The following is an 18,988-nucleotide window of genomic DNA, read 5'->3' as shown; positions in this document are numbered from 1 at the left end:
AATTTTAAAGTTTTATCTCAATGAAGTATAAAATATTACCTAATTAACTTTTCTAAGACTCATCATGTCAATGAATAAACTTATTGATTCACTTTCCTCACAAGGTTGGTATGTGTGGAACGATTTTCTGACCTTGTCAGATATAAAAACGATAAAACAATGCATACCAAACACATTGCAAGATGCACGCATTGGGCATGGAGACTCATTACAAGGTAATAAAGCTGTTCGTGCTGACCAAACTATTTGGCTAGAGCCTGAAATGGGGGCGCCTATCACCCATTATCTAGATAAAATGGAACAGATAAGGCAAGAGTTAAACTGCCAGCTTTATCTAGGGCTACGTGATTTTGAAACGCATTTCTGCCGTTATCCTAATGGTGGGTTTTATAAAAAGCATCTTGATAACCCAAGAGGACAAGGGCGTCGTAAGGTGACTACTGTTTTATATATGAATGAAATATGGCAAACAGGAGATGGCGGTGAACTTGTTGTCTACGACAAAGAAAACAATCAACTGTTTGAATTAGAACCTCGGGCTGGCCGAATGATTTTTTTCATGTCTGAAGAATTTCCACATGAAGTGCTACCGACTCAACAAAAACGAGAAAGCATTGCTGGTTGGTTTTTAACAGAAAAAATACTTTAACTCGTTCAGACTATTACCACCTCTTAATGAGGTGGCTGATAGAAGTATTCTCATTATTTATATATCCAACAAATTTTATAACAGCGGTTTCAATATATTAATTTGATTTTTTGTTTTTCTTGATATTAAAGTTATTCGAGTCTTAGTGTTTTAATATTCAATTATTGACTATGTTTTCTATTGTGTTAATCAATTATATAAAAGGAGTTTATAAATGAGTGATACTGATAAATTTGGTTATGGTTCTAAACAGTCCCAACAAGGTGTTAGCGTTATAGAGTATGAACGCCAATTAGAAAAAGCATTGAAGGAGTTAAGTAAGAAAAATATAGGCGATACTGTGATAATTAATTCTAATGATGATATGTCATCATTAATTCAAAATGTAAATCATTTCCCAGCGCAAAAAGACTATTTATCAGTGGCTGAAATAGGGGGTTATTCATCTAAATTGAATAGTTCGATTTTTTATTGTTTTAAATAGGTTTGTTTTGTAATCCTAATAATTAAATATTCTCTAATATTGTATTAAATTATGTGCCACCCTAATAAGAAGTGGCACTAATTTTACATCAATCGCTTAAATTCATTTCCTAAAAAAGTAATTACTGCATTTCCTCTTTCAATTTGATAATGGGAATGATGACGTTGTTTATCCAGTTTATTAAGTTGCTGCGATTGGCTCTCATTCAACTTCCATTGTATTAATTGCTTCGCGAGTTTTTTGTTAGCGTGTTGGCTGCGTTCAGATTGCACTTTGACAGTGATACCTGTGGCGACATGCTTCGCTCTAACCGCAGAGGAGGTTTTATTAACATGTTGACCTCCCGCCCCTTGTGCTTTGGTAAACTCAAATTCAATTTCACTTTCCTCGATAGGTTGAACAGGTGAAAATTGAGTCACACTTAAGAACCAGTTTTTTCGTTTATGCCGTGGCCGAATAGGGCTTTGGCATTGCCACTGGATCGTACCACACCAATTGTTTGCTAAAGTTTCAGCCTCTACACCCTCTAAACAAACTAAGGCAGATTTCAGCCCTTTTTTAGACGGAAAAGACTCTAAGACATCATAAGTGACATGATATTCTTTAGCCTCTTGTAGAAAGTGGGCAAGGGCTTTTTCGACAGCAATACAGCACTCTTCCGGTCCTTGAGCTGAGGAGAATTGTAATAAGATCATTAACACTCTCCACTGGTTTTGTACGTGATGACAGGTTTAAGACGTGCAACCACTTGAATAACGCCAATATTCACCATGCTTTCAATTACAGTATCAATAGATTTATAAGATTGTGGGGCTTCTTCGTAAATCAATTGTTTGTTTGCACAGATAACACGGCTACCTAGCGCCGTTCTTGATAATTGAATCGGTGTATATTTATGAGACAAACGCCCTTTACACTCAGTTCGCATCCATTTCCGACCAGCGCCGTGAGCAAGAGAATTCAGACAAACTTCACTTGGTTGTGGGGAAACCAGATAACTGTAATCACCTCGAGAGCCAGGGATAACGACAAGCCCGCGATCTGATGGGGTGGCACCTTTTCGGTGTATCCATCCATCAATACCATTAATTTTGCAGGCTTCAACTAGGTTATGATTGATATCAAGAACAAGTTCACCCTTTGACTTAACCTGTTGAAGCATACGTAAGCCGATCATCTGGCGATTTAACTGAGCAAAATGCAAAGCACGCTGATGTGCTTCCAGATAATTTTTTGCATCTTGAGTATTGTCTATAAGCCCATCATGACTATGATTTTCTACATGCTGACGAAGGATGGACTGGCCTAAACCTCGAGAGCCACTGTGAACTAATAACAGTAATTGCTGTTTATCTAAACCACTCATACTGAATAATTCTGTATTTAATATTTCGTCAACGGCTTGAAATTCAGCAAAATGATTTCCACCACCAATAGAACTTAATGATGGCATAAAATCATGTGATAGCATGTTGTCTGGGACATGCTCTTCAAGCCATGACAAAGGCGCATGATCTGGCATTTCAGAAAGTTGTTTTTCGAGCTTATCGAGGTTAACTTTCGATTTTTTAAGATCAGTTTGGAATAGTGCCATTCCACAACCAATATCATTACCAACCAGTGCAGGATAAAAGCGCTTGGTAGAGAAAAATGCCGCGCCAATTGGGTATCCACGACCTGGGTGCAGATCCGGCATGCCGACAACAGATACCATACCAGGTAAGCTTGCAGTTGTTTGTAATTGTTGGATTGCTTTACTTTCAATCCATGTAGATCCTGTGGCGATATAGCTAACTTGCTGATCCACAGTATGTAAGGTATTGCCCATAAGCTATTAACTCATTTTTAATTGAAAAATAAGGTGAATTAGCAGGCAAAATTAAGAAAATAGATTAACTAACGAGAGTGGCTATTTCTGAGAGTGCCCGCAAAGAGTTTGATTAATTGTTGTCATGGTAAACCTCCTTGCAGTTAGTAGATGAATATAAAACGCTGCGGATACTAACGATAACTTTTTTCTTTTGCAAGGATTATTTTTGAGACTACCGATTTTTAGCCTTTTCCCGAAGTTCAATATATAAAAATAAAATATAAAATTAAATGATTTAAATTTATTTATAATATTTAATCTAATAAATAATTAGGTAATTAAATTTGTATTTTCATTTATTTCTATGAAATTAAACGTGAGTGAAATATAAAAGTTTGTTATTATTTTTGCGGGTGCTTGAGCCTTTCTGGTTCAAGCTTATTATGTTGGATAAAATGTTTGGATTAGAAATGGAAAAGCCCCGTTAGTTATTATTAACCAACGAGGCCCAAACCTAACCCGACAGTTGGGATTGTGCCTCTTAACCATTAAGAGGTCAAGGGAAATGAGCAAGTTCGCAGTGATTGCGTTTGTTTCAGCGTGTATTACCGTGTTTAGTATTTCAGTACTAATGCGAGACAGACTTTGTCTAATTATCATTAGTCATGGAAATACAGTTGTTCAAACAACGTTTTCTTACGAAGAGTAATGTTGCTTTGCGAGGGAAACTATTCCCTCGTAATTTCCCGATTTAATTGTGCGTATTCAGGTTTGGAATTAAGTGCCCAATTAAAAACACCCCAAGATGTTATTTAATCTTTGGGGTGTTTATTTAATTATATAGATAATTAAATTATTAAACGATATGTACCGTTTTTCCGCCAATAATTGTGCGTAATACTTTTACATTCTCAATATCATCGGCTGGGATCTCAAATACATTGCGATCTAATACAATCATATCGGCAAATTTTCCAGCTTCTAATGAGCCAAGTACATCTTCACGGTGTTGTGCATAAGCTGAGTCTATCGTAGCGGATCGCAAAACTTCAATTACCGTTAAGTCTCGGTCATTATCCAGCCTCGGTGCTTTTTGGCCATTAATATCACGGCCACGGCGTGTTGCTGCCACTTTTAAATCGTACCACTCGTCGAAATCATCGATTGGCCAGTCACTACCAAATGCAACAACCGCGCCAGCGTCGACAAATTTAGCGATGGGTTCAAGTTGCTCAAAACGCTCATCACCGAGCATTTTTTTCTCAAAAGCGGCGAGCTCTGGAGTTGGAGCGGCCCACTGGAAAGATAAGCAAGCGATGGTTTTCAAACGCGCAAAACGTGCATAGTCATCGGCATGGACTAATTCATTGTGAGCGAGTCCTGGGCGAATATCTTTTTCGGGGTGTGCAGCACGCATTTTTTCTATCGCATCTAAAACGATGGAAACGGCACCTTCACCGACAGTATGCAAGTGAGGGTCATAGCCCGCTGCGGCAATTTTTTCCATTAATTCATCAAGAATCTCAGCCGTGAAATACAAATCACCGTAGTTATCCGTTTCAACCCAATTCGGAGCGTCATCCGTGCCCTGATTGATACGGTATGGCTGCAATAATGACGCTGTCATGGTTGGAAACTGCATAACACCATCAACAAACATTTTAATATTATTTAAGCCAATACCCGGGGTTGGCGTCCAATCGGCTTGGTGCCATTTTTTGGCAAATGCAACAGCTTTATCCACTGCTGCCGCTACTGAGGCAACATTTGGTGTTTCATCAGGGGTAATTTCACGTGCTGCTTGGAAACGGATTGTCAGGTCGCCACGTTGTTGTAATTGAGAAAAGGCTTCAAGTTGTTGTTCTGAAACGCGCGCATCCATCACCATGGTCACACCTTGCTGATTAAGGACTTTCTGTACTAATTCAGCAACTTCAATTGCTTGGTCTTCACGAATTGAAGGAATGCTATCGGCAGCACGCATAGCAGGCGCATCTTCAAGGATACCGTTTAACTCGCCATTCTCGTATTTACCAATTTTACCATCGGGTGGCTCAGGCGTATCTTTGGTGATACCAAATAATTCGAGGGCACGGCTATTTGCTAGCAGTGTATGGCAGTCATTTGAAAACAAGACGACAGGGCGTTTTGTATTGAGCTTGTCCATATCTTCACGGTACATATCAACACCTGCAGGGATCATACCTTGGCGCAGCCATGCAGTGACTTTGAGCCAATCATTTTCCCCGGTACGAGGGTCTTTATCGAGGTGATCTTGTACGCGCGCTAAAATTTGGTCGATAGTTAACGATTCATAATTTAAATGGCAACCAAAGAGTTGAATACCGCCCCAAAAAGGATGCATATGACCATCAATGATGCCAGGCATCATCATTTTTCCTTCGAGATCGATACTCTCTGTCTCAGGGCCAACATATTGATGAAGTTCATCAGAGGTACCTGTGGCAAGAATATAACCATCACGAACAGCAACCGCATCGACAACGCGATTTTTATCATCTGCGGTATATATATAACCGTTAAAGTAAATAACGTCAGCTAATTGATTATTCATTGTAAACCGTCTGTATCAGTGGTGCTTTGGTGGCACCAGAGCTAAAAAAACAACGGGGAAGGCAAGTGCTCCCCCGTAATCATTTATAAGACTTGAAATGCTTAGTTTATAATCATTTCAGTTTCATCGTCAGAGATTGCAGGTGGACGACGAGTAAAACCATGGGTCAATAGTGCTAGGTAAATAGCCCCAGCAGCTAACCACCATAAACCTACTTTAAAGGCTTCGCTATCAAGGCTTGTCCATAACCATAATGTTAGGATAACACCAACAGAAGGCATAATCAGGCAAGTGATAATTTTTGTATTATCCAACGGTGCTTTACGGTCAATATAAAAATGCTTAATGACCGATAAATTCACAAAAGTAAACGCGATTAAGGCACCGAAGCTGATCATTGAGGCGACCATGCTGAGCGAAAGTACCAATGAAAGTAATGACGCTAGTGCAACAAAAATAATCGAGTAAATCGGTGTGTTGAGTCTTGGATGCAGATAGGCAAACAGCGAACGTGGCAACACACCTTCTCGGCCCATCGCATAGAAAATACGCACAATACTGGCTTGTGAAGTCATTGCGGAGGCAAATACACCAATAACATAAGCGGTGATAAAGCTAGATGCCATCATCGCGCCACCCACTTGTTTCATTACCGCAAGGCTCGCAATATCGGTATTAGGAATAAAATCCTGCCACATCGGGTAAACCAGATGCGCGCCATAGGAGATGACGACAAACAGGGTACCCGCGATAAATACGGTGTATAAAATCGCTTTGGGTAACGCACTCCGTGCATCTTTGGTTTCTTCTGCCATGGTGGAGATCGCATCAAATCCAAGGAAGGCTAAGCAGAGTACCGCAGCACCTGCAAATAACCCTGATACTTGTTCTGACATGACCGTAATCGGTGCTAATAAAGCATCAGTATCCAATATAAATGAAGTTTTAAAACTCAAATATAGGAATACGGCGATAAAAACAAATTGCATTAAAATGATTAGCATATTCATTGAGGAAACTAATTTAATTCCCAAAATATTCATAATGCTAACAATTGTAATTGTGCTGCAAATAATCACATACATCGGGATATTGGGGAATGCTTCGTGAACAAAGATCCCAATCGCAATGTAATTAATAATAGGTAAAAAGAGGTAATCGAGCAGTTGTGCCCAACCCACTAAAAAACCGAGTGTGCCGCCAAAGGTTTTTTGCACGTATGAATAAGCAGATCCTGAAAGCGGAAGTGCGCTTGTCATGCGGCAATAGCTCATGGCAGTGAAAAAGACGGCAGCTAATGTAATTAAATAAGCGATAGGCAGATGGCCTTCACTTAATACAGTCACTTGTCCATAGGTGGTGAAAATTCCGAGTGGCACCATATAAGCCAGCCCGAAAAAAACTAACGCAGGCACGGTCAGTACGCGTTTCATTTGAACGGTATTCTGTTGCATTTTTAAGCCCTTCCCAAAAGCCCTTAACAACGTCAACTCTGTCTGAATGTTCAGGCCGAGTGAACCTAAAATGCAGCCGTACTCGTCATACTTCGAATCACAACGTTGTTGGCTTCGCTCGCTCGCACTAGTCACATACTTTTGTATGCTCCTAGCGACTCTCTTGCTTGCCGCCTAGTTGTGTTTTCGAATTATTTAGAGTCGTACTCGTCATACTTCGAATCACAACGTTGTTGGCTTCGCTCGCCACCTAGTTATGTTTTCGAACTATTTAGAGTCTTAACGCTACATGATTGTATAAAATTAAATTTTAGAACCGTCTGCATTCAATTTCAGAAAACCTCGCACCAGGACATTTTAAAAATGAAATGTCATCGTGCGCACTTTAATGAAACGTCAGTGATGAATCGGACCATCACCATCCGCTGGGGTGAATACAAGCGGCGTACAATATAATTACCAAGTTCCTATTAAGCAATCATTAATTTAAAAAAATAAACAACTACTTTTATTTCAAAGAGTTGTTTGATGGATGTGTTTATTAATTGAAGTGGATTTAAGATAAGTTAAATCATAGCGATTATACTTAGAAAATCAAGATGAATTTTTTGTGGATAACATGCTGATTTTGTAGGGTAAAGTTTATTTTGTTACAATTTTGGCATATTATAGATAAGAACAAAAAGATTTAAATTAATTTTGATTTAGGATGAGTTAGATAAAGAATTTGCGACTTAATTAAATAGCCTATTTGCATTAATTAAATTAACTATTCGAGTTCCATATAATGAAACGCCGAGCTCGTTTAGAATATTAAACGAGAGTCGGCATTTAATATTAACACTATTTTCCGGCTATCTGAGTTTTTGAAAACTGTTATCCGTTATTTTCTTCTTAGTTTTTGCTGGGTATATAAAGCATCTAATGTAAATAAAATTAATGCAACCCAGATAAACCCAAAAGTGACTAACAATTCAGGAGTCATAACTTCACCGTACACAAAGACAGCGAGCAAGAACATAATACTTGGCCCCATATATTGGAAAAAGCCTAGCGTTGAAAGCCTTAAATGGTTAGCCGCTTCTGTAAATAGTAACAGTGGCACTGTAGTAATTATCCCAGCAGCAATCAAAAGCACATTCAAATGCCAATCATTCATTGTCATATCACTCGTTGGACTATCTGCAAAAAATAATAAGAAGATTATACCGACAGGAAGAAGCCAAAGTGTTTCGAATGTCATTCCTGTTTGTGCATCGACCCCTAATTTTTTGCGTAATAAGCCGTAGGTGGCAAATGTTACAGCCAAGCTTAGCCCTATCACAGGGACTGAGCCAAATTGCCATAGCTGGATCAAGACACCCGTTAATGCAAGACCAACAGCAACCCACTGCATGCGGCGAAAACGTTCTTGTAAAAATAACATTCCAAACAGTACGTTAACTAATGGGTTGATAAAGTAGCCTAGGCTGGCTTGTAGCATATAACCATTATTAACTGACCAAATATAAATTAACCAGTTACAAGCAATTGTCGTTGCAGTCACACCAAGAACTAATATTTTCTTTGGTTGCTTTAGTACTTGGCGGACATAGCTCCAATGCCGTGAAACGGTTAATAATAAAATCATAAAGAAAAATGACCAAATAATACGATGAGTCAGAATTTCTTCTGCGGGCACTTCTTGGATACTTTTAAAATAAATAGGTGCGACACCCCAAATAAAATAGGCGCCTAAGGCACATAACACGCCTTTGGTAGTATTTTGCTGGCTCATTGTTGGCTCTGAAATTGAATTAAAGACTAAAAAGATACTTATACAGAGAGACCGAGCCGATTTAAGCGGCTCGATTTTTGATACCACTAATGTGACATTGCTCAGGTTTTTTTACAAGTTATTAGTTTAGTAGGTGACTAATTATTTATATTTTATTTTTACCCAACCAGATAAGTAGCCGTTGCTGTTGCAATGTGTTGATTATTTTCATTATGAAGCTCACAGCGGGTAACGGCTATTTTATTACCGTCTCTTAATAAGCTGGCACTGGCGGTAAATAGTTGGCCTCGACCAGGACGCAAATAATCAACTCGTAGGTCAATTGTCCCCATACGAGACATTTTGTCGACGATCTCAGTATGAGTTAAGGGGGTAATTCGCTGCAAAATACGGTTAATACACACCATGCCTCCTGCAACATCTAAAATCGAAGCGATCACACCGCCATGTAGGATGTTTTGAGTGAAATTACCAATTAATTGCTGACGATTCTCAATGCTAAGCTGAACAAAATCATCATTTAGACTCATTAATTTAATACCCAGTAGTTGGTTAAATGGCATTTTATAAATAAAAGCATGGCTCATTAACTCACTGGCTTCTTCTAAAGTATAAGTACGGTCATTCATCGCTTTCATCCTTTAAAAATATGTAAATCATAAGTTAACATTATGTTTAAATGATGTCTCTAACAAACGAATGAATAATCTTTCAACAGTTATTCAGTTTTGTGTGTAAAATAGGACAAACTTTTTTTGGACGATGTTGAAAATAGGAATGACTAATGCGCGCTTTACCGATTTTGTTAAGTGCAGTGCTCAGCTTTTGGTCTGCTTCACTGTTTGCGACCGAAGATACAGATATTCAGCCTGTTGACGATGTAAAAAATACCCTACCAATTCGTGGTAGCATCATTTCAGGGTTACTACAACACCACGATAATCCATTTGTGTTGTACCCGTATGAATCGAATTACATCATTTATACCTATACATCCTCGATAAATAAAGAAGCCATTTCTAGCTACAATTGGGGTGATGATGCGTTAAAGGATGAAGTTAAATTTCAACTAAGTTTAGCTTTTCCTTTATGGGCAGGTATTGCGGGTGATGACTCAATTTTAGCTGTTTCTTATACTCAGCGTTCTTGGTGGCAGCTAAGTAATAAAAAAGAGTCTTCACCATTTAGAGAAACCAACTATGAGCCTCAAGTGTTTGTTGGCTGGTTAACCGACTACCAATTTGCCGGTTGGACGTTACGTGAGTTTGAAACGGGCTTTAACCATGAGTCAAATGGGCGTTCAGAACCAACTTCTCGCAGCTGGAACCGAGTATATGCGAGAGCGATGGCGCAAAATGGTAACTGGCAAGTTGACCTTAAACCGTGGTACCGCATTCATGAAAGTGAAGGGCGTGATGATAATTCCGATATTACCAAATATATGGGTTACTATCGTTTAAAAGTAGGGTATGCATTGGGAGACAGCGTATTTACTACAACTGGGCGTTATAACTGGAATACGGGTTATGGTGGTGCAGAACTGGGGTGGAGCTATCCAATTAGTAAACATGTGCGTTTTTATACCCAGTTGTTTAGCGGATATGGTGAGTCGATGATAGACTACAATTATCGCCAAACACGTTTTGGTATCGGTGTTATGCTAAACGATATGTTGTAATGGAAGAAAAACTCAGTTCTCTATTTTGTTCTGAGTTGCATACCAAGTCATAAATCAACAAATTCGCTGCTCAATTGGGCAGCGACTTGTTTTATCGATTGAGGAAGTTTGTGTCCACTGCTTGCGTCATTAACCCACTTTCATTGGCTGAAAATGTGCTCAATAGTACATTTGGTTATCAGTCATTTCGCCCAGGGCAAGATGCCGTTATTGGGGCTATTCTTGATAACCGTGATTGCTTAGTGTTAATGCCAACTGGGGGCGGGAAATCCCTTTGTTATCAAGTTCCTGCTTTAGTGAAAGAGGGCGTTACACTGGTGGTTTCTCCCTTAATTTCATTAATGAAAGACCAAGTTGACCAATTGCGGTTACATGGGGTTAATGCTGCGTGTTTAAATTCATCGCAAACGTCACAAGAACAACGTCAAATTATTGAGCGGTGCAGTCAGGGGGAAATAAAACTACTGTATGTTGCCCCTGAAAGGTTGTTAACTGACTATTTTCTAAGCCAACTAGCAGGATGGAATATCACCTTGCTAGCGGTGGATGAAGCCCACTGTATTTCCCAATGGGGGCATGATTTTCGCCCTGAATACCGCGCACTAGGTCAATTACGGCAATCATTACCCAATGTACCCGTGATGGCGCTAACCGCGACTGCGGATGAAACCACACGTGCAGACATTATTCGTTTATTAGAACTCCATGAGCCACTCGTCCATGTGAGTAGCTTTGATAGGCCAAATATTCGTTATACCTTAGTCGAAAAATATAAGCCTTTAGATCAACTTTGGTTTTTTATTAAAGGCCAAAAAGGCAAAGCGGGTATTGTTTATTGTAATAGTCGCAGTAAGGTTGAAGAAACGACAGAGCGATTGCAAAAACGCGGCTTAAGTGTTGCGGCATACCATGCAGGGTTAGATGCTGCACAACGTGAATGGGTACAAGATGCATTTCTAAAAGATAACCTACAAGTTGTTGTGGCAACAGTGGCTTTTGGGATGGGAATAAACAAATCAAATGTTCGGTTTGTCGCTCATTTCGATATTCCGCGTAATATCGAAGCGTATTATCAAGAAACAGGGCGAGCAGGGCGTGATGGTGTTGAAGCCGAAGCCATTTTATTCTATGACCCAGCAGATATGGCATGGTTACGTCGTTGTCTTGAAGAAAAGCCAGCGGGTATGCAGCAAGATATTGAACGACATAAGCTGAATGCTATCGCCGCTTTTGCCGAAGCGCAAACCTGCCGTCGTTTGGTGCTACTCAATTATTTTGGTGAAAATCGCCAGCAACCTTGTGGTAACTGTGATATTTGCTTAGATCCACCAAAACAGTACGATGGATTAGTTGATGCGCAAAAAGCACTATCTTGTATTTATCGTGTTGGTCAGCGCTTTGGTATCGGCTATATTGTAGAAGTATTACGTGGTGCGAATAATCAGCGTATCCGCGACTTAGGTCATGACAAACTGCCTGTTTACGGTATCGGTAAAGAACAAAGTAATGAACATTGGGTCAGTGTGATCCGTCAGCTGATCCATTTAGGTATGATCACACAGAATATTACGCATTTTTCAGCGCTTCAATTAACTGAGGCTGCAAGGCCAATATTACGGGGTGAAGCGACACTGAAACTCGCAGTTCCGCGTGTTTTAGTGGTAAAAAGCCGTAATCAACAAAACAAAATTTATCATGGCAATTATGATAAAAAGCTCTTTGCGAAACTGCGTAAACTGCGTAAATCCATTGCAGATGAAGAAAATATTCCGCCATTTGTGGTGTTTAATGATGCAACATTGATTGAAATGGCTGAGCACACTCCGACTTCACCAGCCGAATTATTATTAATTAATGGTGTTGGCGAGCGCAAACTCGAACGTTTTGGAGTGGCATTTATGGCACTTATCCAAGACCATCTTGAAGGTTATGAATGAATAAATAAGGAAGCTGTTGGATGACGCCTGAACACCTAAAAGAGAGTTGGCTGAATCGAGAAACTCAATTTTCTGCTTTTACAAATGGCCCACTTTTAGATTTCTGGCAACGCCGTGAAGAATCTCAATTTATGGGAGTTGATGATATTCCCATTCACTATGTCCGTTTTATTCACCCTAAGCATCACAAAGCGATTGTTATTTCACCAGGACGCAGTGAAAGCTATGTAAAGTACCCGGAAGTGGCTTATGATTTTTATCATTTAGGCTATGATGTTTTTATTATTGATCATCGAGGCCAAGGCCGATCAGGGCGCATGTTAGCGGATCCTCAAAAAGGTCATGTTGAAAAATTCACTGACTACATTGATGATTTTGAAAAGTTCATTGAGCTTGAAGTTAAATATCGGCATTATCCAAAATGTTACGCGTTAGCTCACTCAATGGGGAGTGCTATCTTAGCCGGGTATTTATTGCGAGATAGCGTCACATTTGATGCTGCAACCTTATGTGCACCGATGATTGGAATTAATCTACCGATGCCTCGTTGGATGGCGAGCTTTATTGTTGATAGGGCCGAATCTCGCGAAAGTGTTCGTAATGACTACGCGGCTTCTACTGGGAAATGGCAGCCGTTACCTTATTTAATCAACGTATTAACACACAGCCCGGAGCGTTATCGGCGTTACTTACGCTATTACGCCGATTATCCCGAATTGCGCTTAGGTGGGCCAACTTATCATTGGTTACGTGAGAGTTTTGTGATTGGCGATGAGCTAATTGCGAGAGCGGGAGAGATTGATGTACCACTGATGGTGTTAGAAGCCAGTGAAGAAAAAGTGGTCAGCAATAAAGAGCTACAAGCTTTTTGTCAAAGCAGGCAAAAAGCGCAAATAGGACGAGAAGAAAAATTACCTCTCATTATAGAAGGGGCACACCATGAAATCCTATTTGAAGTGGATGCATTAAGAGCGATGGCGCTCAATGCTATCTGTGATTTTTTTGAGCAGTATTAGTTAGGGTTTGAATATGAAATATCCTGTAGTTGCTTCCGATTTAGATGGGACACTGTTATCTCCCAATCATGACTTAACGTCTTATACCAAAGACACCTTGAAACAGCTAGTGACTTCGCAAGATGTGCATTTTGTGTTTGCAACAGGCCGTCATCATGTGGATGTTGCTCAAATCCGCGATGGTTTAGGCATCGATGCGTATATGATCACGTCTAACGGCGCACGGATCCATAATACTCGCGGTGACTTGATTTTTGAGCACAATGTTGCGCCTGAAATTGCTCACGAGTTGTGTTTGATGGAATTTGATAACCCTGAACTTATCACTAACTACTACCATGGTGATGATTGGTTTATCAACCGTGAAAGCCCTGAACAAAAAGAATTTTTTAAAGAATCGGTATTTAACTATCAGTTATTTGATCGCCATGACTTTGTCACTTCTGAGGTCTGTAAAGTTTACTATACCAGTGAAGATCATGATTTGCTGGTGGATTTACAGCAGCGTATTCAAGCACGTTGGCAAGATAAAGTGAATGTCACGTTTTCACTGCGTAGCTGTTTAGAAGTTATGGCTGGTAGTGTTTCTAAAGGTGAGGCACTGAAGCAAGTGGCCGCACTACATGGTTATACACCGAGTGATAGTATTGCTTTTGGTGATGGTATGAATGACAAAGAAATGCTGACGATGGCTGGAAAAGGCTGCATCATGGAAAATGCGCACCAGTTGCTGAAAGATGCGTTACCGCAGATGGAAGTTATTGGCTCGAATAGTGATGATGCAGTCGCTCGCTACCTGAGAAATAAATACCTTAACAACGCATAATTTATTTTGTTATTTGAAATAGAGAAACCAGATAGGCATTATGTTTATCTGGTTTTTTATTATTGTAATTAGATGAAAAACACAAGTTCCCATAGAGAAAATACAGCGAAACGTGCTTTTTGTGAAATTTAGGCCACTTTTCCTATTTTTTCTGACAGAAAGTAAATTTAAACTAGGGGGATGAGTGTTTAGGTCGATATTAATGGATAGCACTGTTTTCACAGTTTGCATATTGCACTGTTGAGGGTTCCTTAGGATGAAAAGAATAGCGTTAGTATTGTTGTTGGGCTCGATTTGTTATAGTTCCGTTTTAACCGCTAAACCTACCCCTGTGCCAGCATCGGCAACAGCAGCACAAGAACCCTCGATTGAACAAATTACGCAGTTAGCCCAAAAAGGTGATCCTAAAGCCCAATTCCAGCTAGGTGAACGTTATTTTAAAGGGTTAGGTGTTTCTCAAGATTCTAAAGCAGCGGCTGAGTGGTTTATCAAGGCTGGGAACCAAGGGAATTCAGATGCGCAATTCCGTCTTGGCACGATGTTTGTTAATGGTTTTGGTGTGCGTCGTGATTATGACAAAGCGATGCTATGGTATGAGCAAGCAGCAGAACAAGGTGATACGCGAGCTGAAACCAATATGGCGATGATGTATGCGCAAGGCTTAGGTGTCACTCAAAATTTAGAAAAAGCGGCATTTTGGTTTAGAAAAGCAGCGCAAGGCGGAAACATACTTGCTCAATTCCAAATAGGTCAAATGTACTCGATTGGTAGCGGCGTTGATTTAGATGATGAAAAGGCGGTGTTTTGGTTTAGAAAAGCCGCAAAGCAAAAAGATGCTAAGTCTCAAGACCGCTTAGGCGTTATGTACTCTGAAGGACGTGGCGTGAAGAAAAACTTGCAACAAGCCTACGCATGGCTTGCAACTGCAGTGTTCAGTGGCAACGCAGAAAGCCATCGCCTGCAGAAAAAGATAGCGGATCAGTTAGATCCTGAAGAATTACAGCAGGCACAAAAATTAGCAGAAAACTACATTAAATCGTACGGTTTCAAAGCCAGCTAATGACTAAGCCGATGTGTGGGAGACTATTTTGTATCCCACCATTATGGCTATAGAGAATACAAGATAACACCACGAAAGCCGATAGAAACGGTTATTCCCCCAGCCTCGACGAATAGCTAGCTGTAGCTGTTGTGATGATAGCTTGCCACAAAGTACACGAAACCCAACGATATAAACCGCACAATACACTTGCCAAAGGTACAGTGTATTAAATGCAAAAGCTTTCCCAACAATTAATAAGATAATTAATGGAATTAAAAAGAATAAAATCGACCCAACACGCTCAAGTTGGGCGATCTTCAACGTCACCAACTCATCTTTATCATCTGGTTTTAATCGCATAATACGGCTTACAGTTCCCCTGGTTTACGGCTTGGATTACGTGCCGAAAGATTGTTTGTCGCACTTTGTAGCGAATTATCACGGACATCCACCCTTGCTTGGAATGGTGGGAATGGTAAGGTAATCCCTTGTTCAGCAAAGGAAACTAAGATGTTTTGATGGATTTCATGACGTGCAGGTAACCGGTGGCCCATCTCAGCAGCATAGACACGTAATTCGAAAATTTGAATACCTTGTTGTAAATCAACCAGATAAACCTCTGGCGCAGGGTTATCTAAGATCATGGTAGAACGTTTGGCTGCACGTAAAATGGTATCTGTCACCAGTTCACTATTGGCGTCAGAAGGTGCTGGAATGGTCATCACAATACGTGTGATCGTGTCAGACAGCGACCAGTTAATAAATTGTTCAGTAATAAATGCCTTATTTGGCACAATAATTTCTTTTCTGTCCCAGTCCGTCAGTGTAGTGGCACGAGTGTTGATCTTGGTAATACTGCCGGTCAAGTTACGAATAGTGACGGTATCTCCAATCCGGATTGGTTTTTCAAATAAGATCATCAACCCCGAGATAATATTAGCAAAAATTTCTTGTAAACCGAAACCAAGCCCGACCCCCATTGCAGCAACAAGCCATTGCAGTTTTGACCACTCAATCCCTAACATAGAGAAGCCAACAATGGTTCCGATAATAGTAATCGTATATTTTGTTAATGTACTGATGGCGTAGCCGGTACCGGGTGTTAAATCCAAATGTTGGAGTACGGCCAGCTCAAGTAAAGCGGGCAAGTTACGCACTAATTGGGCAGTAACGATAATAGTCAAAATAGCAATAAAAATTGAGCCCATGGTAATAGGTTGAACAGTATCAACGCCATTAACGGTTGATGTCACATCCCATAAGCGTATATTTTCAAGGAAAGAGAATGCGGTATGTAGTTCAGACCACAGCCAAATCAATGAAACCAAGGCAATCATAGTTAAAATCGAACGAACTAACCCAACGGATTGGGTGCTGATGGCATCTAAGTCGATAACCTGTTCTTCGATATCAATATTCCCTTCACTGCTGGCATTTGCTTGCTGGCTATCGTCCTCACCTTTAGCACGTTGCGCTAATATTTCAGCGCGGCGCTGTTTTGCTCGCTCAAAGGCTAATTTACGGCGCTGCATTGACATCCAGCGGCGAATAGTGTGGTAAATGATGAGGATGACAAACCAAATAGCAACGGAGGTTTCTAAGCGCGCTAGTAAGGCTTGTGAGGTTGAAAAATAACCTAAAATGGAGAAAAACCCAGCAACAATGGGGGCGAGTAATATCATCCACCACAATGCTTGATTAACAATATTCTCACCGGACCCATGTCTATCTAAATAGAGAGGGATCTGTGAGCGGCGTAAGTTGTTGGTAATTAAGCTAAGTGCGACACATAAAAAGATAAAGCATAAGCGGCCAATACTAGCTGCAAATTCCCTATCGCTATAATGTTCAAAGGTAATAATTGCCATGACTAATGGAACGATGACAAAAATAGCCATTCGGTAATAGCGCATTGCACGCTTAACCGAGTCTTTATCCCAACCGAAGTGAGAAATAAATAACCCTGTAGGGCGAGAGAATGTTTCGCTGATCATAAATAGCCACAACAACGGTGTCGTGGCACTAACGCCATAGCCGATGGCAGCAGCCATTGGGAACTGCCATGCACTTTGTAAGCCATAACCGATGGCGGACCACATCATAGGGAGAGGTAGTGCAACAATAATTGACCAGAAAATAGTGCGAATGGTTAAGTAGAAACGGTCTTGTGTCACTTTACCAATGCGTAAACTGGAGCGGTCAAGAAATGCTTGATAGTGTTTACGTGTGCTAATACTGAAAATGACTAAGGCTATCGAACCTAAAAGATACAAAAAGGTATCTTGTGTCGTTAGCATAACACGCAGAGCACCAGCCAGTTGAGACAAGGTATCCAAAGAAAGTAATTGAGTAATATCAGTCACTAACATAACGGGGTAGCTGATGCTAATCGGTGGAACATCAGCGACCCAGAAAAGATAACGGTTTGAGGCATCTTTGACCTCTTTCAATGCATCAGTCAACTGCCCTGTAGCGACATTGAGCTTGGTTAGCTCCAACATTTCAGCATCGAGACCTGAAATTAAAGAGGTTAGTAGCTCACGACGCGTTTTAATCAATGACTGATAAACTTGCACTTGAGCTGCATTGAGCCCATGTTCGGTTTCCTGCTCGGTTGTATCTATTTTACTTAGTCTATCGAGGCTATCTTCATAATTTAATCGTTGAACACGTAAAGCCGCCATTTCACGATCAAGTTGCTGGCTTTTGGGAATATCAGGCAAGCGAGAGAGCTGTGTTCGGAGTGCTTCCCCTAATGTACTTGAGCTGCTGATCCATTGAGCTTGTTCACGAATAGTTGTGAGTGCTTGGCGTGCATCACGGATACTCGTTGAAATTTCGGCTTGGCTATTAGTAATCGCGCTCATACGTTGTGCTTGAGCGGTTAATTCCTGAGACATTTTTCGATTAATATCAAGCTGCTCAGTTAAAAATGGCGTAAGCTCACCTTGCGCAGCCAACATCTCTGTGTGTTCTAGCGCTAAGATTGCTTTTTGTTGGCGTTGGGTATTTTGGAAATCCCGCAGGTTTTGTAATTCAAGTTCCATACGTTGGTAGCGTTTTTTATATAATTCCAACGTAAGCCGTGAAATTTCTTGACGATTATTGGCAGAAAGCTGGGCCATTTCCAGCTCATTAACTACGGATTTGCGAGCGCTTACTTCGGCTTGAGCCAAAGTGTACTGGGCATCGGCTAATGGTGTTGATGGTGTACTCAGAGACTGAAAACGCGAAGAGGCTTCGTTGAGCAAACGCCTCGCCTCAGAAAGTTGTTGTGGGAGAATACTGAGTGATTCACTGATTTCGCGGCCTTTATCTTGTTCTTGCTGAGTTAAGCGGCTTAGATCAAGTAATTGGCTGCTAAGTTGAATAATGCGTTGCTCAAGCTCACCTAGACTGATACCAACGGGTATAGGGGTAGGCTCATCACTTTCATTGAGGATTTTTTGTCTTATGTCTTTGATGATTTTAGGGAAATTATCAATAGCTTCTTGGTAAGACTTGGCTTTAGCGTCGGACTCACGTGTCTCACTCATCCAATTTAGCGCGCCCTGTAATGCTTGCGCTATCTCTGCATCTTTAGGATTGGTGCTTGACTCGAGTTGTTTGAGCTCCTGCTTAATCTGTGCTTCGTCCTGCGCTGCAGTCGGCGCTGCAACGGAAGAAAAAACGATTAACAGGCTAAGAAAAAAACTGATAATCACACGCACAGTGAGGAGCTCCTTCAAGGAATAATAATT

The 18,988-nt window shown here is 40.6% G+C and carries 15 protein-coding genes; 7 read left to right on the top strand and 8 right to left on the bottom strand.

Going from position 1 to position 18,988, the window contains the following annotated elements:
* Nucleotides 1–64 precede the first annotated feature (64 nt).
* Nucleotides 65–649, top strand: a complete 585-nt coding sequence (locus M0M83_RS19140) for a 2OG-Fe(II) oxygenase (protein ID WP_248467203.1) — start codon at nucleotides 65–67, stop codon at nucleotides 647–649.
* Between the two features lie 214 nt (nucleotides 650–863).
* Nucleotides 864–1,133 carry a hypothetical protein gene (locus M0M83_RS19135; RefSeq protein ID WP_213913394.1) on the top strand — a complete coding sequence of 90 codons (270 nt, stop codon included), beginning with the start codon at nucleotides 864–866 and terminating at the stop codon, nucleotides 1,131–1,133.
* An 83-nt stretch (nucleotides 1,134–1,216) separates the two neighbouring features.
* On the opposite strand, the gene prfH is transcribed toward M0M83_RS19135, so the two are convergent.
* The 6 genes from prfH to M0M83_RS19105 all read right to left on the bottom strand — a co-directional run bounded on the left by prfH (nucleotide 1,217) and on the right by M0M83_RS19105 (nucleotide 9,378).
* A complete protein-coding gene (prfH, locus tag M0M83_RS19130) occupies nucleotides 1,217–1,828 on the bottom strand; it encodes a peptide chain release factor H (protein WP_248467201.1) in 612 nt (203 codons plus the stop codon).
* A complete protein-coding gene (locus M0M83_RS19125; protein WP_248467199.1) occupies nucleotides 1,828–2,961 on the bottom strand; it encodes an RNA ligase RtcB family protein in 1,134 nt (377 codons plus the stop codon). Before M0M83_RS19125 ends, prfH begins: the two co-directional genes overlap by 1 nt.
* Nucleotides 2,962–3,799: 838 nt before the next feature.
* A complete protein-coding gene (locus M0M83_RS19120) occupies nucleotides 3,800–5,518 on the bottom strand; it encodes an amidohydrolase (RefSeq protein WP_248467197.1) in 1,719 nt (572 codons plus the stop codon).
* Between the two features lie 101 nt (nucleotides 5,519–5,619).
* Entirely contained in the window at nucleotides 5,620–6,972 is a 1,353-nt protein-coding gene (locus M0M83_RS19115; protein WP_125894382.1) for an APC family permease, read from the bottom strand.
* Nucleotides 6,973–7,855: 883 nt separating this feature from the next.
* Nucleotides 7,856–8,749 (bottom strand): EamA family transporter RarD, encoded by an 894-nt coding sequence (gene rarD, locus M0M83_RS19110; RefSeq protein ID WP_213913391.1) that lies wholly within the window; start codon nucleotides 8,747–8,749, stop codon nucleotides 7,856–7,858.
* Nucleotides 8,750–8,907: 158 nt separating this feature from the next.
* On the bottom strand, nucleotides 8,908–9,378 hold the full coding sequence (locus tag M0M83_RS19105) for a thioesterase family protein (RefSeq protein WP_125894289.1): 471 nt from the start codon (nucleotides 9,376–9,378) through the stop codon (nucleotides 8,908–8,910).
* A 155-nt stretch (nucleotides 9,379–9,533) separates the two neighbouring features.
* Here M0M83_RS19105 and pldA point away from each other — a divergent pair, with 155 nt between their 5' ends.
* The 5 genes from pldA to M0M83_RS19080 all read left to right on the top strand — a co-directional run bounded on the left by pldA (nucleotide 9,534) and on the right by M0M83_RS19080 (nucleotide 15,266).
* On the top strand, nucleotides 9,534–10,427 hold the full coding sequence (gene pldA / locus M0M83_RS19100) for a phospholipase A (RefSeq protein WP_125894287.1): 894 nt from the start codon (nucleotides 9,534–9,536) through the stop codon (nucleotides 10,425–10,427).
* A 110-nt stretch (nucleotides 10,428–10,537) separates the two neighbouring features.
* The gene (gene recQ / locus M0M83_RS19095) at nucleotides 10,538–12,364 is read left to right on the top strand and encodes an ATP-dependent DNA helicase RecQ (RefSeq protein ID WP_125894285.1); all 1,827 of its coding nucleotides are present in this window, start codon (nucleotides 10,538–10,540) and stop codon (nucleotides 12,362–12,364) included.
* A gap of 20 nt (nucleotides 12,365–12,384) precedes the next feature.
* A complete protein-coding gene (pldB, locus tag M0M83_RS19090) occupies nucleotides 12,385–13,380 on the top strand; it encodes a lysophospholipase L2 (protein ID WP_248467195.1) in 996 nt (331 codons plus the stop codon).
* Nucleotides 13,381–13,393: 13 nt separating this feature from the next.
* On the top strand, nucleotides 13,394–14,206 hold the full coding sequence (gene yigL, locus M0M83_RS19085; protein ID WP_125894281.1) for a sugar/pyridoxal phosphate phosphatase YigL: 813 nt from the start codon (nucleotides 13,394–13,396) through the stop codon (nucleotides 14,204–14,206).
* 256 nt (nucleotides 14,207–14,462) lie between these two features.
* Nucleotides 14,463–15,266, top strand: a complete 804-nt coding sequence (locus M0M83_RS19080) for a tetratricopeptide repeat protein (RefSeq protein WP_248467193.1) — start codon at nucleotides 14,463–14,465, stop codon at nucleotides 15,264–15,266.
* A 3-nt stretch (nucleotides 15,267–15,269) separates the two neighbouring features.
* Here M0M83_RS19080 and M0M83_RS19075 read toward each other — a convergent pair whose 3' ends face one another.
* Together M0M83_RS19075 and mscM are read right to left on the bottom strand one after the other, a co-directional pair.
* Complete coding sequence (locus tag M0M83_RS19075) at nucleotides 15,270–15,608, bottom strand: hypothetical protein (protein ID WP_248467192.1); 339 nt, start codon at nucleotides 15,606–15,608, stop codon at nucleotides 15,270–15,272.
* An 8-nt stretch (nucleotides 15,609–15,616) separates the two neighbouring features.
* Entirely contained in the window at nucleotides 15,617–18,958 is a 3,342-nt protein-coding gene (gene mscM, locus M0M83_RS19070; protein ID WP_248467190.1) for a miniconductance mechanosensitive channel MscM, read from the bottom strand.
* Between the last annotated feature and the right edge of the window lie 30 nt (nucleotides 18,959–18,988).

This window comes from Providencia rettgeri, assembly GCF_023205015.1.
Classification (GTDB): domain Bacteria; phylum Pseudomonadota; class Gammaproteobacteria; order Enterobacterales; family Enterobacteriaceae; genus Providencia; species Providencia rettgeri_E.
This window is presented reverse-complemented; position numbering and strand designations above follow the sequence as displayed.

What these genes read in the sequence shown, in the direction of transcription:
- M0M83_RS19140 (WP_248467203.1), top strand. Translation starts at nt 65, where the DNA reads ATGTCAATGAATAAACTTATTGATTCACTTTCCTCACAAGGTTGGTAT.
- M0M83_RS19135 (WP_213913394.1), top strand. Translation starts at nt 864, where the DNA reads ATGAGTGATACTGATAAATTTGGTTATGGTTCTAAACAGTCCCAACAA.
- prfH (WP_248467201.1), bottom strand. Translation starts at nt 1,828, where the DNA reads ATGATCTTATTACAATTCTCCTCAGCTCAAGGACCGGAAGAGTGCTGT.
- M0M83_RS19125 (WP_248467199.1), bottom strand. Translation starts at nt 2,961, where the DNA reads ATGGGCAATACCTTACATACTGTGGATCAGCAAGTTAGCTATATCGCC.
- M0M83_RS19120 (WP_248467197.1), bottom strand. Translation starts at nt 5,518, where the DNA reads ATGAATAATCAATTAGCTGACGTTATTTACTTTAACGGTTATATATAT.
- M0M83_RS19115 (WP_125894382.1), bottom strand. Translation starts at nt 6,972, where the DNA reads ATGCAACAGAATACCGTTCAAATGAAACGCGTACTGACCGTGCCTGCG.
- rarD (WP_213913391.1), bottom strand. Translation starts at nt 8,749, where the DNA reads ATGAGCCAGCAAAATACTACCAAAGGCGTGTTATGTGCCTTAGGCGCC.
- M0M83_RS19105 (WP_125894289.1), bottom strand. Translation starts at nt 9,378, where the DNA reads ATGAATGACCGTACTTATACTTTAGAAGAAGCCAGTGAGTTAATGAGC.
- pldA (WP_125894287.1), top strand. Translation starts at nt 9,534, where the DNA reads ATGCGCGCTTTACCGATTTTGTTAAGTGCAGTGCTCAGCTTTTGGTCT.
- pldB (WP_248467195.1), top strand. Translation starts at nt 12,385, where the DNA reads ATGACGCCTGAACACCTAAAAGAGAGTTGGCTGAATCGAGAAACTCAA.
- yigL (WP_125894281.1), top strand. Translation starts at nt 13,394, where the DNA reads ATGAAATATCCTGTAGTTGCTTCCGATTTAGATGGGACACTGTTATCT.
- M0M83_RS19080 (WP_248467193.1), top strand. Translation starts at nt 14,463, where the DNA reads ATGAAAAGAATAGCGTTAGTATTGTTGTTGGGCTCGATTTGTTATAGT.
- M0M83_RS19075 (WP_248467192.1), bottom strand. Translation starts at nt 15,608, where the DNA reads ATGCGATTAAAACCAGATGATAAAGATGAGTTGGTGACGTTGAAGATC.